Origin of the sequence: Kocuria marina, from assembly GCF_000786655.1 — a bacterium.
In the GTDB taxonomy this organism is placed as follows: Bacteria; Actinomycetota; Actinomycetes; order Actinomycetales; family Micrococcaceae; genus Kocuria; species Kocuria marina_A.
Map to the genome: position 1 here is coordinate 356868 of NZ_JROM01000016.1, position 15672 is coordinate 372539.

Here is a 15672-nt window from a genome sequence, read left to right on the forward strand (position 1 = left end):
GGTGGAAGGAGCCGAGGCGCATGAGGGGTTTCAATTCGGTCAGCTGGGGTAGTTGGCGTTGCAGGGAGCATCTCCCGATCCGGACGTGGGCCGCGGGCCCGACATGAGCGTCGGATCCGAACGTAGCACCGCCCGCGCCATGGAACCCTCGGATGGGGGCCGAGCACATGGCTGCTCGGGGCTCTGCGCATCCGAGTCATGCGGGAGGGGTCCGGGTACGCGTGAGGGCGCGGGGTGGTTCACCCCGCGCCCTCACGACACGCATCGACTCAGATGTTGAAGCCCAAAGCCCGCATCTGATCGCGTCCGTCCTCCGTGATCCGCTCGGGACCCCACGGGGGCATCCAGATCCAGTTCACGTGCCACTCGTCCACGGTGGGGGCCAGGTTCTGGGCGACCTGTTCCTCGATCACGTCCTGCAGCGGGCACGCGGCCGTGGTGAGCGTCATGTCCAGACGCAGGGAATCGTCATCCTGGTAGGCCAGCCCGTAGAGCAGCCCCAGGTCCACGATGTTGACACCCAGCTCGGGGTCGATCACGTTCTTCAACAGATCCGTGATCTCGGCAAGCGACGCCTGGCCATTGGGACCGGGGGTCTCCGCCGTGACGGTCTCGGTGGAATCGCTCATCGCGACCTCCTCTGAAGTGGTGTGCGGGGACTTACTTGGCGGGGGCCTGCACGTAGCGGTCGTAGCCCTCGTTCTCGAGCTGGTCGGCGAGCTCGGGACCACCCTGGTCCACCACGCGCCCGTCCGAGAACACGTGCACGAACTGCGGCTTGATGTAGCGCAGGATCCGCGTGTAGTGGGTGATGAGCATGATGCCCGTGTTGTCCTCCTGCAGGGCGCGGTTGACACCCTCGGAGACGATCTTGAGGGCGTCCACGTCCAGACCGGAGTCGGTCTCGTCCAGCAGCGCGATCTTGGGCTTGAGGATCTCGAGTTGCAGGATCTCGTGACGCTTCTTCTCGCCACCGGAGAAGCCCTCGTTCACGTTGCGCTGCAACATGTCGTTGTCGATCTTCAGCTTGTCCATGGCGGTGCGCACGTCCTTGGTCCACGTGCGCAGGGACGGGGCCTCGCCCTCGATCGCCGTCTTGGCCGAACGCAGGAAGTTGGAGGTGGTCACGCCCGGGATCTCCACGGGGTACTGCATGGCCAGGAAGAGCCCGGCGCGGGCGCGCTCGTCCACGGACATCTCCAGCACGTCCTGACCGTCCAGGGTCACGGACCCGGAGTCCACCTGGTACTTGGGGTGACCGGCGATCGTGGAGGCGAGCGTGGACTTCCCGGAACCGTTGGGGCCCATGATCGCGTGCACCTCACCGGAATTGATGGTCAGGTTCACGCCCTTGAGGATGGGCTTGGTGGTCTCGTCGTCCAGGATGACGGACGCGTGGAGGTCCTTGATCTCCAGAGTTGACATGAAGCGATTCTCCTAGTGTTCGTGCGCACCCGATCGGTTCGCGAGCCGGATGCGGGAAGGTCGTGGATGGGAACTGCCGCGGCGCGTGGGCCGGGCGCTCAGTTCTCGGTGCGGGCCAGCTCGTCCTCGAGGGACGCGCGCAGCTGTTCCTCGAGGGACTCGACGCCCACCTGCTGGATGATCTCGAACAGGAACCCGCGCACCACGAGGCGCCGCGCGTCCTGCTCGGGGATCCCGCGGGACATCAGGTAGTACAGGTGCTCGTCGTCCAGCTGACCCGTGGTCGAGGCGTGACCGGCGCCGGCGATCAGGCCGGTCTCGATCTCGAGGTTCGGCACGGAGTCCATGCGGGGGCCGTCGTTGAGGATCAGGTTGCGGTTGAGCTCGTAGGTGTCCGTGCCCTCCGCTTCCGCGCGGATCAGCACGTCCCCGACCCACACGCCGTGGGCGTTCTCACCCTGCAGCGCGGACTTGTAGGTCACGCGGGAACGGCACCGGGGCACGGAGTGGTCCACGAACAACCGGGACTCCAGGTGCTGGCCGTCGTCCACGAACGTGAGACCGTACATCTCCACGTCACCACCGGGAGCGGTGAAGCGGGTGGACGGGGTGACCCGCACGAGGTCCCCACCGAGGCTCACGAGCACGTGCTTGAAGGTCGCGTCGCGGCCCAGGCTCGCCTGCTGCGAGGAGGCGTGCACGGCGTCGTCGTCCCATTCCTGCAGCGAGACGACCGTGAGGTTGGCACCGTCCGCGACCGAGAACTCCACGTTCTGGGACAGCACGGCGGAGCCCACGTGGCGCAGCACCACGAGCGCGCGGGAGTTCGTCCCGGCCTCGATCACGATGTGCTGGGCGGCGGGCTCGGCCGACTCACCCGTGATCGTGACGATGACCGGCTGGCTGACCTGCGCGTCGCGCGGGACGCTGAGCACGGTGGCCTCGCGGAAGTTCGACCACGCGTTAGCGGAGACCCGGTCCTCGGGGATGCCCACCGAGCCGATGCGGGAGTCCTCGCGGGAGACCGTGGTGAGCTCCACGCCGTCGCCGCCGGAGACCGACACGGCCGGGGCGGGCCCGTCCAGGGCGGAGTCGTCGAGCCCGCGCAGGCGCTTGATCGGGGTGAAGCGCCAGTCCTCGAGCTTGGTGCTCAGCGGCGGGAAGTCCGCGACGTCGTAGGAGGTGAAACGACCCGCGCGCGAGGAATCCGGGACACCGGAGATGTCACCGTGCTCCGTGTGCCTGATCTCGGGCTCACCGGCCTGGTTACGACCCTCCTGGAGGGTCTCGCCCTCCTGGCTCATCCCGGGAATCGCCACGCGGTCCTCACCGGTGGGGACCCCGTTCACCTGTTCGGTGGTGTCCTGGGCGGTCTGATCAGTGGTGGACATATCAGCCAACGGATCCTTCCATTTGCAGTTCGATGAGACGGTTCAGCTCGAGCGCGTACTCCATGGGCAGCTCGCGGGCGATCGGCTCCACGAACCCGCGCACGATCATGGCCATGGCCTCGTCCTCGGGCAGACCGCGCTGCATGAGGTAGAACAGCTGCTCCTCGGAGACCCGGGAGACCGTGGCCTCGTGACCCATGGTGACGTCGTCCTCGCGGATGTCCACGTACGGGTAGGTGTCCGAGCGGGAGATCGTGTCCACGAGCAGGGCGTCGCACACCACGTTGGACTTCGAGTGCTTGGCGCCCTCGCGCACCTGCACCAGGCCGCGGTACGCGGAACGACCGCCGTTACGGGCCACGGACTTGGACACGATTGACGAGGACGTGTTCGGGGCGATGTGCACCATCTTGGACCCGGTGTCCTGGTGCTGGCCCTCACCCGCGAACGCGATCGACAGCGTCTCGCCGCGGGCGTGCTCGCCGGTCATGTAGACCGCGGGGTACTTCTGGGTGACCTTGGAACCGATGTTGCCGTCCACCCATTCCATGGTGGCGCCCTCGTGGGCGATCGCGCGCTTGGTCACCAGGTTGTACACGTTGTTGGACCAGTTCTGGATGGTCGTGTAGCGCACCCGGGCGTTCTTCTTGCAGATGATCTCCACCACGGCGGAGTGCAGCGAGTCCGTCTTGTAGATGGGGGCGGTGCAACCCTCGATGTAGTGGACGTAGGAGTCCTCGTCCGCGATGATCAGCGTGCGCTCGAACTGGCCCATGTTCTCCGTGTTGATGCGGAAGTAGGCCTGCAGCGGGATGTCCACGTGCACGCCCTTGGGCACGTACACGAACGATCCGCCGGACCACACGGCCGTGTTCAGAGCGGCGAACTTGTTGTCGCCCACCGGGATCACGGTGCCGAAGTACTCCTCGAAGAACTCGGGGTGCTCCTTCAGCGCGGTGTCCGTGTCCATGAAGATCACGCCCTGGCGCTCCAGGTCCTCGCGGATCTGGTGGTACACGACCTCGGACTCGTACTGCGCGGCCACACCGGCCACGAGGCGGTTGCGCTCCGCCTCGGGGATGCCGAGCTTCTCGTACGTGTTGCGGATGTCCTCGGGCAGCTCCTCCCAGGAGCCGGCCTGCTGCTCGGTGGAGCGCACGAAGTACTTGATGTTGTCGAAGTCGATCCCGGACAGGTCCGCACCCCACGTGGGCATGGGCTTGCGGTCGAAGAACTTCAGACCCTTGAGCCGCAGCTGAGTCATCCAGTCCGGTTCGCTCTTCTTGGCCGAGATGTCCCGGACCACTTCTTCGTTGACGCCGCGGCGCGCGGAGGCACCGGCGTCGTTCTTGTCGGCCCAGCCGTACTGGTACTGACCGATCCCCTCGAGCTCCGGGTTCATCTCCAGGATCTCGGAAATCGTGGTGTCACCTGACGTGTTGCCCGCGGTCTCCGCGGGCACAATGCGCTCGGTCATGACAACCCTCCCTGTCGTGCGGTTGTGTGGTTGGTGGAATTCGAGTGACCCGCAGTGCGCAGTTGCAGCGGGACGTGTGTGGTGCAGACGTGGGCGCCGGCCGCCATGGTGGACAGCCTGCGGACGTCCACGTCCAACAGTTCGGAGATCAGCGCGGTTTCCTGTTCGCAGAACTCGGGGTACTCGCTCGCGATGTCCTGGATGGGGCAGTGGCCCTGGCACAGTTGCGCCGAGCGCAGCGTCACGCCCTTGGGTCCTCGCGGGGTCACGGTGGTGTGCGAGGCCACGAAGCCGTCGCGGCTCATGGCCGCGGTCAGAGCGTTGAGGCGGTCGTCGACGTCGGGCCCGGCCGCCTCGACCTGCGGGCGGTAGCGTTCGCGCATGCGCTCGATCTGCTCGGCGACGAACGCTCGCACGAGCTCCTCACCGCCCACGCGCTGCATGGTCTCCAGCGCACGGTGTGCGAGTCCCAGGTAGTCGTGGCCGAGCTGTTCGTGGCCTCCGGGGGCGACGACGTAGCGCCGGGCCGGGCGCCCCGCGCCCGATTGCGCGCTGCGCAGGGCGGAGACCTCGATGAATTGTTCGGCCTCGAGCGCGTCCAGATGGCGCCGGACGGCGGCGGGGGTCAACCCCAGGTCCTTGGCGATCTGGGCGGCGGAGATGGGACCGTGGGCGAGCACCAACGAGAGCACCCGGGAACGGGTGGTGTCATCCTGGTCCGTGCGGACCGCACCGCGGTCCGTGGCAGGTGAACTCATGCTCGGTGCAACATCCTTCGAGTGATGACGGTTGGCTCGGGGCGCGGCGTCCGCGTCGATCCCACCGGGTGAGCGCCATGCAGCGTAAAAACCCTCGTGGTGGGACACGCAATACATAACGAGGGTATGTCCTAATCCATTCCCGGCCAAACGGCTCCGATAGGGGAACCGGGGCCCAAGACCCTTCGGGGAACCCTTCAGCCAGTACCGGGACGGACGTTCTAGACTGTCCGGGTGCAGATCCACCCCGACCCCGTTCCCACGTCCCCGGCGACCACGACCGACACCGGTCCCGCCCTGCACATCGAGAACCTCGTGAAGACCTTCGAGGGCCGGGGTGAGCCCGTCCGGGCCGTGCGCGGGCTGAGCATGGCCGCCGAACACGGGAAGATCACGGCGCTGCTCGGCGCCAACGGGGCCGGCAAGACCACCACGCTGCAGTGCGCCCAGGGGCTGCAGCGCCCCACCTCGGGCAGCGTCCGGTTGCTCGGCGAGGACCCCTGGCACGCCTCCCCCGCGTTGCGGGCGCGCGTGGGCGTGATGCTCCAGGACGGCGGTCTACCGCAGTCCGTGCGCCCCGGGGAACTGTTGCGCCACGTCAGCCGGCTCTACGCGGACCCCGTGCCCGTGGCCGAACTCGTGGAGCTGCTGGGCATCGAATCGTTCCTGACCACGGGGATCCGGCGCCTGTCCGGCGGGCAGAAGCAACGCGTGGCCCTGGCCGCGGCCCTCGTGGGCCGCCCGGACGTGCTGTTCCTGGACGAACCCTCGGCCGGGTTGGACCCCCGCTCGCGCCACATCGTCTTCGACCTGATCCGGCGGTTGCGGAACAGCGGAGTGTGCATCATCCTGACCACGCACCTCATGGACGACGCCGCCCGCCTGGCCGACTACGTCTACATCGTGGACCGGGGCACGGTCGCCGCGCAGGGAACCGTCGCGGAACTGGTCAGCGCCGAACGCCACGCACCGCTCGTGATGAGCATCACCCTGGCCAAGGAACACGCGGGCCTGCTGCGCGCGGACCCGCCCTGGCGCACCCCGCGCTTCGACGACGTCGAATGGAGCGTCCAGGACCGCACCGTGACCCTGACCGGCCCGCTGGACGCCCAGCGGATCCGCGAACTGACCGCGTGGGCCACACAGAACGACAACCTGCCGGAGGCGCTGAGCGTGCAACCCCGATCCCTCGAGGACGTCTTCCTGGAAGTCTCCGGGCGGGATGCCCCGTGAGCACCTCGACCCACGAGTCCTCGGTGACCGCAGCGGCGTCGTCCCATGGCGGGGCCGCGTCCCTGCCCCGGCGCGTGCTCGCCCAGGCGCGCTTCGAGACCATGACCATGATCCGCAACGGCGAACAGTTGCTGCTTCTGCTGATCCTGCCCGTCATGGCACTCGTGGCCCTGACCGTGACCGACCTGCTGGACGGCTACCGCGTGGGGGACGCATCCCGCGTGGACGTGGCCGTGCCCGGGATCCTGGTGCTGTGCGTGATCTCGAGCGCGTTCTCCGGACAGGGGATCCAGACCGGTTTCGACCGCCGCTACGGGGTGCTGCGCTATCTCTCGACCACTCCCCTGGGCCGCGCGGGGCTGATCGCGGGCAAGCTGCTGGCCATTCTGGCCGTGCTCGCGGTGCAGTACGCGGTGATCGCGGCCGTGGCCGTGCCGCTGGGGTGGCGGCCCACGTGGCAGGCCGTGCTGGGGTCGATCCCCCTGTTGATCCTGGTGGCACTCGCGTTCACCGGGCTGGGGATGCTGATCGCGGGGACGCTGCGCGCGGAGGCCACCCTGGCCGTGCTCAACGTCGTGTGGGTCGCCCTCGCCGCGGCCGGCGGTGTCCTCTTCCCGGTGAGCGTGCTGCCGGGGTGGCTCTCGTGGCTCGTGGCGTGGTTGCCGTCCTCCGGGGCCGGTGAGGCGCTGCGGGAATGCTTCCTACTGGGCACCGTCCCCCCCGTGCCCCTGCTCGTGCTCGCCGCGTGGGCCGTGCTCAGCTGGGCCGCCACGGTCGCGTGGTTCAAGTGGGTGTGAGCTCACCCGCGTGAGACCGCCCCGCCCAGGGGTTTCCCACGGTGTTCTCGCTACACTGGGAGGGTTCCGTTCCTTCTGCCCTTGGATGCTCCGTCATGTCTGATGTCGCCCGCCGCACCGCCACCGATTCGTTCTGGTGGCCCGCCACCGTGACCCCGTGGGTGCGGGGACTCGCGGTCGCATCTTTGCTGACCAACTCGCTGTTGATCCTCACGGGCGGGCTCGTGCGGTTGACGGGTTCCGGTCTGGGCTGCCCCACATGGCCGCGCTGCACCGCCGACTCCTGGACCAGCACGCAGGAGATGGGCGTGCACGGGCTGATCGAGTTCGGCAACCGTCTGCTGACCTTCGTACTGACCGTGGTCGCCGTGCTCACGTTCCTCTCGGTGCTCAAACTGCGTCACGAGCACCCCAAGCTCTTCCGCCTGGCGCTGTTCCTGCTGATCGGCATCCCCCTGCAGGCCGTGATCGGCGGCATCACCGTGCACGCGGACCTGCACCCGCTCATCGTGGGCCTGCACTACCTCATCTCGGCCGTCATGATCAGCCTGGCCACCCTGCTCGTGCTCAACACCCGCCGGGACGGGCTCTCGGTGGTGGCGTACCAGCAGCGACCGGGTCAGCTGCACAGCTCGCACTCCGCCGTGCGCGTTCTCGGCGCGCTGACGGGTGTGCTCACCGCCGTCATCCTCTACCTGGGAACGCTCGTCACGGGCACGGGCCCCCACGCCGGGGACGAGGACAGCGCGCGGCTCGCGTTCGATTCCGTGATGATCGCCCGGGCCCACGCCATCCCGGTCTACCTCCTGACGTTCACGGTGATCGCGGGCATCGCCCTGACCCTCGTCAAGTCGCTGCCCCGGGTGCTGCGCAACGCGTACCTCATCATGGCGGTCGTCATCGTGGCCCAGGCGCTGCTGGGGTACTACCAGTACTTCAACGGGGTCCCGGTTCCCGCCGTGGCCCTGCATATGGTGCTCTCGGCCGTGCTGATCTGGGCGGCCACGCGGGTGGTCTCGTTCAGCGTCTACCTCGCACAGGACACCCACGAGTACGCGGCACCCATCGACGAGCCCGCCGACGACGCCGCTCGTGCCACGCCCGCGCACACCGTGCGCTGATCGCGAGGCACCGAGCTTATTCTGCGACGAAGGTCGCCGAGGGTGCGGACGAGCGCAGCCGCTCCACGGCGTCCGAGAGCAGCCGCTTGCTGTGGGACGGAATGGGCAGCAGGGGGCGGCGGGGAGCGCTCGTGCGCACACCGCACACCTCCGCCAACGCGTAGAGCACCGACAGGGGCCGTTCCTGACTCATGAGGTGCATGAGGGGACGCAGCGCGGCGCTCCAGGCGGCGGCGTCGTCCGCGCGGCCCTCCGCGACGGCGCGGTGGAAGGCCGCGAACTCGGGCGCGAGCAACGCCGCCATGCCGCTGTGCCACGCCGCGCCCGGGTAATCGTCCACGATGAGTTGGTCGCGGCTCACACCGTGTACGGTGCCCGGTTCGGCCTGTTGCGCGAAGAGCAGCTGCCGGGAGTGGAAGAGCCGACCGGAGGCCGCGGTGTCTTTGAACGCGACCACGTTGTCCAGCCACGACAACTCCGAAGCCAGTTCGACCGGGTAGGTGAACCCGGTGGTGGTCGGGTTGTTGTACAGGCACAACGGCAGGGACACCGCGGAGGCGACCGTCTCCACCTGGTCCGCGATCTCCTGGGACACCAGCGGGATGTAGCTCACCGGGCTCAGCACCAGGCCGTCCGCACCGTTGTTCTCCGCGGAGTACGCGAACTGCATGACCTCCCGCGTCGTGATCGCGGAGATCCCCACGCCCACGGGCGTTCCCGAGCCCGACGCCGCGTCCACGGCCGTGCGGACCACCTGCGCCCGTTCCTGGGGGTCCAGGTAGGCGAACAGACCGGAGGTCCCGAGCACCACGATCCCGGACACCCCGCTGTGCGCGAGCTGCGCGACACTGCGTTCGAGGGAATCCAGGTCCAGCCCGCCACCGGGGAGCAAGGGGGTCACGGGGTAGGCGATCACACCGGAGAAGGTCATGGAGAACATGGACCCATTTTAGGTGACCCTAACCAGCTTTCCAGGACACCCAGCCCGTGCGTGACGTCGAGAACGAGGGGCGGGCGGCGTCGTCGTCCGCGGTAACGCCCGGACGGGATCCCGCGCGCTGGAGCGGGCCGGGCGAGACGCAAGCCCGAAGGGCTCCGACGGTAACGGCCCGGGTCAGAAAATGGGCCCGCCCAGGAACGGGTCCAGGGCCACGCCCACGAACACGAAGGTGATGTAGGCGATCGAGCCGTGGAACACGTACATGGCCTGCTTGAGCGTGGGCTTGCCGGCGCGGGCCAGGCCGTAGAGCTTGTGGCAGTGGTACGTGAACCAGCCGCCGGAGATCAGGGCGATCACACCGTAGACCCACCCGGCGTCACCCACGGGGATCAACAGCAGCGAGCAGATCACGGTGGCCCACGCGTAGAGCACCACCTGGGCGCCCACGGTGCGTGCGGTGTCCACCGCACCGAGCATGGGCACGCCGGCGCGGGAGTAGTCCTCCGCGTACTTCATGGACAGCGGCCAGTAGTGCGGCGGGGTCCACAGGAAGATGAACGCGAAGAGCACGAACGCGGGCCATTCGAGGGTCCCGCGCACCGCGGCCCAGCCGATCAATACGGGCATGCAGCCTGCGATCCCGCCCCACACGATGTTCTGGGCGGTGCGGCGCTTGAGCACGATCGAGTAGAAGACCGCGTACAGGGCGATGGCCACCACGCCGAGCACACCGCACAGGACACTGACCCCCAGGGTCAACCACGCGACGGACACGACCGAGAGCACCCATGCGAAGATCAGGGCCTCGCGGTCCCCCACCTCGCCGGTCACGAGCGGGCGCTTGGCGGTGCGCCTCATGAGCCGGTCCTCGTTGCGGTCGATGTAGCAGTTGAACGCACCCGCCGCACCGGCTGCGAGCGCGCCGCCGATCAGGGTGTTGAGCACGAGCCAGAAATCGGGGACGCCCTGCTGGGCGAAGAACATGGTGGGCACGGTGGCCACGAGGAGCAGTTCGATGATCCGGGGTTTCGTGAGCGCCACGTACGCTTTGAGCTTACGACCCACGGTCATCTTGCCCTGATACCCCACGGGCTCCACGGTTCCGATGCGGGTCCCGGTCACTCCGTGTCCGTGCGGCGCGTGGGATCCGTGGGATTCCGGGTGCGTCGCGGTGTCAAGGTGATTCACGGAATCAATGCTCCAAAGAACGTGGGTGGCCCGGCCGTGCGCCGGGAGTGCCTGGGGCGGGCGCGCCGCACGCGCACCTATACCCGGTCACCAGTATAGCCGCCGGTCCCGGCCCACGCCGGGGTGATGTCCGGCACGCGCGTGTGCCCGTGGCGCGGGCCGCGGTCGTCCCTGCCACGCAGCGTCCCACCGGACTAAGGTTGATCCCGGAACATGCGTTCCGGGCCGATCGTCGCGGCCGAGTCCGCGGCGGAGTGTTCCGGATCGTGACCGCACAAGCCGTCTAGGAAAGGGGCGCGTCACCGTGCCGAACCTCGATCAACCGTTGAACTGGACCGAGAAGGACGCCCGTGCGGTGGACACCGCTCGTGTGCTCGCCGCGGACGCCGTGCAGAAGGTGGGCAACGGCCACCCCGGCACCGCCATGTCCCTGGCCCCGGTCGCGTACCTGTTGTTCCAGAAGATCATGCGGCACGACCCCTCCGACGACCGCTGGACCGGGCGTGACCGGTTCATCCTCTCCCCCGGTCACACGTCCCTGACCCTGTACCTGCAGCTGTACTTCTCCGGCTACGGCCTGGAGATGGAGGACCTCGAGTCCCTGCGCACGTGGGGTTCCAAGGTCCCGGGTCACCCCGAGTACCGCCACACCACGGGTGTCGAGATCACCACGGGTCCGCTGGGTCAGGGGCTCGCGTCCTCCGTGGGTTTCGCGTACGCGCAGCGCTACACGCGCGGTCTGTTCGACGCCGACGCCGCTCAGGGCACCTCCCCGTTCGACCACACCGTGTTCGTGATCGCCTCCGACGGTGACCTGCAGGAGGGCATCACCTCCGAGGCGTCGTCGCTGGCGGGCACCCAGGAGCTCGGCAACCTCGTGGTGATCTACGACGACAACAAGATCTCCATCGAGGACGACACCAACGTGGCGTTCAACGAGGACGTCCTCAAGCGTTACGAGGCCTACGGCTGGGACACCACGCGCGTGGACTGGCGCAACGACGGCGAGTACAAGGAAGACGTCCAGGGGCTCTACGACGCGATCGTCGCGGCCACCAAGGTCACGGACAAGCCCTCGATCATCGCCCTGAACACCATCATCGGCTGGCCCGCCCCCACCAAGCAGAACACCGGTGGCGTGCACGGTTCCGCGCTGGGCGAGGAGGAGGTCGCCGCGACCAAGACGATCCTGGGCTTCGACCCGGAGAAGTCCTTCCAGATCGAACCCGAGATCTTCGAGCACGTGCGCGAGGTCGGCGAACGCGGCAAGCAGGAGCGCGCGCAGTGGGAGAAGTCCTTCGCCGAATGGCGTGAGGCCCACCCGGACAAGGCCGCGCTGTACGACCGGATCAAGAACGAGGAACTGCCCGAGAACTATGAGGACGCGTTCCCCACGTTCCCGGCGGGCAAGGCCGTGGCCTCCCGCAAGGCCTCGGGTCAGGTCATCAACGCCATCGCGGACACCTTCCCCGAGCTGTGGGGCGGTTCGGCGGACCTCGCGGGGTCGAACAACACCACGATCGACAACGCGAAGTCCTTCATCCCCGAGGCCCGCTCCACGGCCCAGTGGTCCGGGTCCCCGTACGGTCGCGTCCTGCACTTCGGGATCCGCGAGCACGCCGCGGCGGCGATCGTCAACGGCATCGTGATGAGCAGCCAGACCCGCGCGTACTCCGGTACGTTCCTGATCTTCTCGGACTACCAGCGTCCGGCCGTGCGCCTGGGTGCGCTCATGCGCGTGCCCTCGATCTACGTGTGGACGCACGACTCGATCGGCCTGGGTGAGGACGGCCCCACGCACCAGCCCGTGGAGCAGCTCTCCGCGCTGCGCGCGATCCCGGGGCTCGACGTCGTGCGCCCCGCGGACGCCAACGAGACCTCCGTGGCGTGGCGGACCATCCTCGAGCACCACGAGCACCCGGCCGGGATCGCGCTCACGCGCCAGGACCTGCCCACGTTCGCCCGCGAGGACCTGCACCCGGATCACGACGGGGAGAAGTTCGCCTCCGCCGAGGGCGTGGCCCGCGGCGGGTACGTCCTCGCGGACACCGAGGGCGCCCCGGACGTGGTGCTCATCGGCACCGGCTCCGAGGTCCAGCTCGCCGTGGAGGCCCGCGAACAGCTCAAGGCCAAGGGTGTCTCCGCCCGCGTGGTGTCCATGCCGTGCCGCGAGTGGTTCGACGCCCAGGACGAGGACTACCGCAACTCCGTGATCCCGTCCGACGTCAAGGCCCGCGTGAGCGTGGAGGCCGGGATCCGGATGTCCTGGAACGACCTGCTGGGCGACACCGGACGCGCCGTGTCCCTCGAGCACTTCGGCGAATCCGCCGACTACCAGACCCTGTACCGCGAGTTCGGCATCACCGCCGAGGCCGTGGCCCAGGCCGCCGAGGAGTCCATCGCCGCCGCGCGCTGAACCCCGTCCCACGTCGCGGGCGGCCCGCCCGGGCCGCCCGCGACGTCCCCAGAATCCTTCGACATGAAGTGAGGACATCATGACGACTCCCACCCAGAAACTCTCCGACGCCGGCGTCTCCATCTGGCTCGACGACCTCTCCCGCCAGCGCCTGACGAGCGGGAACCTCCAGGAACTGATCGACACCAAGAACGTGGTGGGTGTGACCACCAACCCCACGATCTTCGCCGCGGCACTCGCGGACGGTGAGTCCTACCGCGAACAGGTCGCGGAGCTCGCCAAGGCCGGCACCTCCGTGGACGACGCCGTGTTCCGGATCACCACCGACGACGTGCGCGATGCGTGCGACCTGTTCACCCCGATCGCCCAGGCCACCCAGGGCGTGGACGGCCGCGTGTCCATCGAGGTGGACCCCCGCCTGGCCCAGGACGCCGATGCCACGTCCGCCATGGCCCAGAAGCTCTCGCAGACCATCGACCGGCCCAACGCGCTGATCAAGATCCCCGCCACCGAGAAGGGCCTGCCCTCGATCGCGGCCACGATCGCGGAGGGCATCTCCGTGAACGTGACCCTGATCTTTTCGCTGGACCGCTACCGCGGGGTCATCAACGCGTACATGCAGGGCCTCGAGGAAGCGCTCGAGAACGGCAAGGACCTCTCCACGATCCACTCCGTCGCGTCCTTCTTCGTCTCCCGCGTGGACACCGAGATCGACAAGCGTCTGGACGCCGTGGGCACGGACGAGGCCAAGGCCCTGAAGGGTAAGGCGGGTCTCGCCAACGCGCGCCTGGCCTACCAGGTCTACGAGGAGCAGCTCGAGACCGAGCGTTGGAAGCGCCTGGCCGCGGCCGGGGCCAACCCGCAGCGTCCCCTGTGGGCGTCCACGGGTGTCAAGGACCCGTCGCTGCCGGACACGCTGTACGTGAGCGAACTCGTGGCCCCGAACACCGTGAACACCATGCCGGAGAAGACCCTGGACGCGACCTACGACCACGCCGAGATCACCGGTGACACCGTGACGGGGACCTACCAACAGGCCACGGACGTGCTCAACGCCGTGGCCGAGCAGGGGATTTCCTACGAGGAGGTCGTGGACCAGCTCGAGACCGAGGGGCTGAAGAAGTTCGACAAGTCCTGGGACGAGCTGCTCGCCACGGTGCGCACTGCCCTCGACGAGGCCCGCTGAGCCGAACCCAGCCACTGCGTCGCGGCTGCGATCCCGCGCCGGGCACCCGCCCGGTGAGCGTCGGGTCGGAGCCGCGCCGCGGCGTCGTTGTCCGAAAACCCAGTTCCGAGGAGGCTCCCCGTGAGCTCATTGTCATTGCAGGCGGCCGGCGCCGCGCGTGAGGCGATCGATACGCACGTCCCGCGTCTGGTCGCCGAGAACTTCGCGTCCAAACTCTTCGACCAGGACCCCGCGCTGTGGGGCTCCGCCGCGCAGGAGGAGGCCGCGATCCGGCTCGGGTGGACCGACGCCGTGCGCGTCTCGCGCCCCCTGGTGCCCGAGATCGAGCAGTTGCGCCACGACTTCGCCCGGGAGGGCGTGACCCGTTTCGTACTCGCGGGCATGGGCGGTTCGTCCCTGGCCCCCGAGGTGATCACGCGCAGCGCGGGGGTGGACCTGTTCGTGCTGGACTCCACCGACCCGGAGATGGTCACCAAGGCGCTCGAGGACCTCGAGCACACCGCGCTCGTGGTCTCCTCCAAGTCCGGGTCCACGGTCGAGACGGACTCCGCCCGGCGCGTGTTCGTGGACGCGTTCGAGCGCGCGGGCATCGACGCGCCGTCGCGCGTGGTGGTCGTGACGGATCCCGGTTCCCCCATGGACTCCGCGTCCCGTGAGGCGGGCTACCGCAAGGTCTTCACCGCGGACCCGAACGTGGGCGGACGCTTCTCGGCGCTCACCGCGTTCGGCCTCGTGCCGTCGGGGCTCGCCGGCGTGGACGTCGCGGCGCTGCTCGACGACGCCGAAGAGGCCACCGAGATGCTGCGCGAGGACGACGAGAACAACATCGGTCTGCAGCTCGGCGCCGCCCTGGGCGGGACGTCCCCGCTGCGCGACAAGATCGTGCTCGTGAACCAGGGCGCACCGTTCGTGGGCTTCGCGGACTGGGCCGAGCAGCTGATCGCCGAGTCCACGGGCAAGTCCGGCACCGGTGTGCTGCCCGTGGTCGTGGACGACGCCGCTCCCGAAGTGACGTCGGGCGCCCCCGACGTCCTGGTGGTCTCGCTCGTGGACGACGAGTCCGTCACGGAGGAACAGGGTGAGGGCGTGCGCGTGGCCGGTTCCCTGGCCGGGCTCATGATGGCGTTCGAGGTCGCGATCGCGGTGGCCGGGCAGTTGCTGCGCATCGACCCGTTCAACCAGCCGGACGTGGAATCCGCCAAGGCCGCCACGCGCGAGCTGCTGGCCGCCAAGCCCGAGCCCTCCCCCGCCGCTGCCACGGACGGCGCGATCGAGATCCGCGGCAGTGAACAGCTCCTCGACGGCGCCACGACCGTGCCCGAGGCGCTCGCCGCGCTGCTCGCCCAGCTGCCCGAGAACGGCTACGTGAGCGTGCAGGCGTACTTCGACCGTCTCGAGTGGGCGCAGCTCGAGTCGATCCGCGATCTGCTCGCACGGCACACGGGCCGTCCCGTGACCTTCGGCTGGGGACCCCGGTTCCTGCACTCCACCGGTCAGTACCACAAGGGCGGCCCCGAGCAGGGTGTCTACCTGCAGATCACCGCGGCCACGGACACTGACGTGGACATCCCCGGGATCCCGTTCACGTTCGGTGAGCTCATCGGCGCGCAGGCCGACGGCGACGCTGGCGTGCTGAGCGATCACCACCGTCCCGTCGTGCGGCTGCGGCTCACGGACCGGGCCGAGGGTGTCGCGCAGCTGCTCAGGGTGGCATCGGAGCTGTGACCCGCCACCAACCGC

The 15672-nt window shown here is 68.7% G+C and carries 13 protein-coding genes; 6 read left to right on the forward strand and 7 right to left on the reverse strand.

Annotated features, from left to right (window positions below):
- Positions 1-269 precede the first annotated feature (269 nt).
- The 5 genes from AS25_RS04260 to AS25_RS04280 all read right to left on the reverse strand — a co-directional run bounded on the left by AS25_RS04260 (position 270) and on the right by AS25_RS04280 (position 5051).
- Positions 270-629, reverse strand: coding sequence for a metal-sulfur cluster assembly factor (locus AS25_RS04260; RefSeq protein WP_035962032.1), 360 nt, complete (start codon positions 627-629; stop codon positions 270-272).
- Between the two features lie 31 nt (positions 630-660).
- Complete coding sequence (gene sufC / locus AS25_RS04265; RefSeq protein ID WP_035962034.1) at positions 661-1425, reverse strand: Fe-S cluster assembly ATPase SufC; 765 nt, start codon at positions 1423-1425, stop codon at positions 661-663.
- A gap of 98 nt (positions 1426-1523) precedes the next feature.
- Positions 1524-2816 (reverse strand): Fe-S cluster assembly protein SufD, encoded by a 1293-nt coding sequence (sufD, locus tag AS25_RS04270; RefSeq protein WP_052160685.1) that lies wholly within the window; start codon positions 2814-2816, stop codon positions 1524-1526.
- A 1-nt stretch (position 2817) separates the two neighbouring features.
- Complete coding sequence (gene sufB, locus AS25_RS04275) at positions 2818-4293, reverse strand: Fe-S cluster assembly protein SufB (RefSeq protein ID WP_035962036.1); 1476 nt, start codon at positions 4291-4293, stop codon at positions 2818-2820.
- Complete coding sequence (locus AS25_RS04280; RefSeq protein ID WP_035962038.1) at positions 4290-5051, reverse strand: helix-turn-helix transcriptional regulator; 762 nt, start codon at positions 5049-5051, stop codon at positions 4290-4292. The genes sufB and AS25_RS04280 overlap by 4 nt, the downstream gene beginning before the upstream one ends.
- 234 nt (positions 5052-5285) lie before the next feature.
- Here AS25_RS04280 and AS25_RS04285 point away from each other — a divergent pair, with 234 nt between their 5' ends.
- The 3 genes from AS25_RS04285 to AS25_RS04295 all read left to right on the forward strand — a co-directional run bounded on the left by AS25_RS04285 (position 5286) and on the right by AS25_RS04295 (position 8202).
- The gene (locus AS25_RS04285; RefSeq protein WP_035962040.1) at positions 5286-6284 is read left to right on the forward strand and encodes an ABC transporter ATP-binding protein; all 999 of its coding nucleotides are present in this window, start codon (positions 5286-5288) and stop codon (positions 6282-6284) included.
- A complete protein-coding gene (locus tag AS25_RS04290) occupies positions 6281-7081 on the forward strand; it encodes an ABC transporter permease (protein WP_253270469.1) in 801 nt (266 codons plus the stop codon). The genes AS25_RS04285 and AS25_RS04290 overlap by 4 nt, the downstream gene beginning before the upstream one ends.
- 95 nt (positions 7082-7176) lie before the next feature.
- Positions 7177-8202 carry a COX15/CtaA family protein gene (locus AS25_RS04295; RefSeq protein ID WP_052160686.1) on the forward strand — a complete coding sequence of 342 codons (1026 nt, stop codon included), beginning with the start codon at positions 7177-7179 and terminating at the stop codon, positions 8200-8202.
- A gap of 16 nt (positions 8203-8218) precedes the next feature.
- On the opposite strand, the gene AS25_RS04300 is transcribed toward AS25_RS04295, so the two are convergent.
- Together AS25_RS04300 and AS25_RS04305 are read right to left on the reverse strand one after the other, a co-directional pair.
- Entirely contained in the window at positions 8219-9142 is a 924-nt protein-coding gene (locus tag AS25_RS04300) for a dihydrodipicolinate synthase family protein (RefSeq protein WP_035962042.1), read from the reverse strand.
- Between the two features lie 174 nt (positions 9143-9316).
- Positions 9317-10213, reverse strand: coding sequence for a heme o synthase (locus tag AS25_RS04305; RefSeq protein WP_052160719.1), 897 nt, complete (start codon positions 10211-10213; stop codon positions 9317-9319).
- Positions 10214-10634: 421 nt separating this feature from the next.
- Between AS25_RS04305 and tkt the strand changes: the two genes are divergently transcribed.
- The 3 genes from tkt (at position 10635) to AS25_RS04320 (ending at position 15657) form a co-directional block, all read left to right on the forward strand.
- Positions 10635-12746 (forward strand): transketolase, encoded by a 2112-nt coding sequence (gene tkt, locus AS25_RS04310; RefSeq protein WP_035962044.1) that lies wholly within the window; start codon positions 10635-10637, stop codon positions 12744-12746.
- A 79-nt stretch (positions 12747-12825) separates the two neighbouring features.
- Complete coding sequence (tal, locus tag AS25_RS04315) at positions 12826-13932, forward strand: transaldolase (RefSeq protein WP_035962046.1); 1107 nt, start codon at positions 12826-12828, stop codon at positions 13930-13932.
- Positions 13933-14052: 120 nt separating this feature from the next.
- Positions 14053-15657, forward strand: a complete 1605-nt coding sequence (locus AS25_RS04320) for a phosphoglucose isomerase-related protein (protein ID WP_035962049.1) — start codon at positions 14053-14055, stop codon at positions 15655-15657.
- Positions 15658-15672: the final 15 nt, after the last annotated feature.

Excerpts from the sequence above, each read along its gene's own strand:
- AS25_RS04260 (WP_035962032.1), bottom strand. The coding sequence starts at position 629 with ATGAGCGATTCCACCGAGACCGTCACGGCGGAGACCCCCGGTCCCAAT.
- sufC (WP_035962034.1), bottom strand. The coding sequence starts at position 1,425 with ATGTCAACTCTGGAGATCAAGGACCTCCACGCGTCCGTCATCCTGGAC.
- sufD (WP_052160685.1), bottom strand. The coding sequence starts at position 2,816 with ATGTCCACCACTGATCAGACCGCCCAGGACACCACCGAACAGGTGAAC.
- sufB (WP_035962036.1), bottom strand. The coding sequence starts at position 4,293 with ATGACCGAGCGCATTGTGCCCGCGGAGACCGCGGGCAACACGTCAGGT.
- AS25_RS04280 (WP_035962038.1), bottom strand. The coding sequence starts at position 5,051 with ATGAGTTCACCTGCCACGGACCGCGGTGCGGTCCGCACGGACCAGGAT.
- AS25_RS04295 (WP_052160686.1), top strand. The coding sequence starts at position 7,177 with ATGTCTGATGTCGCCCGCCGCACCGCCACCGATTCGTTCTGGTGGCCC.
- AS25_RS04300 (WP_035962042.1), bottom strand. The coding sequence starts at position 9,142 with ATGTTCTCCATGACCTTCTCCGGTGTGATCGCCTACCCCGTGACCCCC.
- AS25_RS04305 (WP_052160719.1), bottom strand. The coding sequence starts at position 10,213 with ATGACCGTGGGTCGTAAGCTCAAAGCGTACGTGGCGCTCACGAAACCC.
- tal (WP_035962046.1), top strand. The coding sequence starts at position 12,826 with ATGACGACTCCCACCCAGAAACTCTCCGACGCCGGCGTCTCCATCTGG.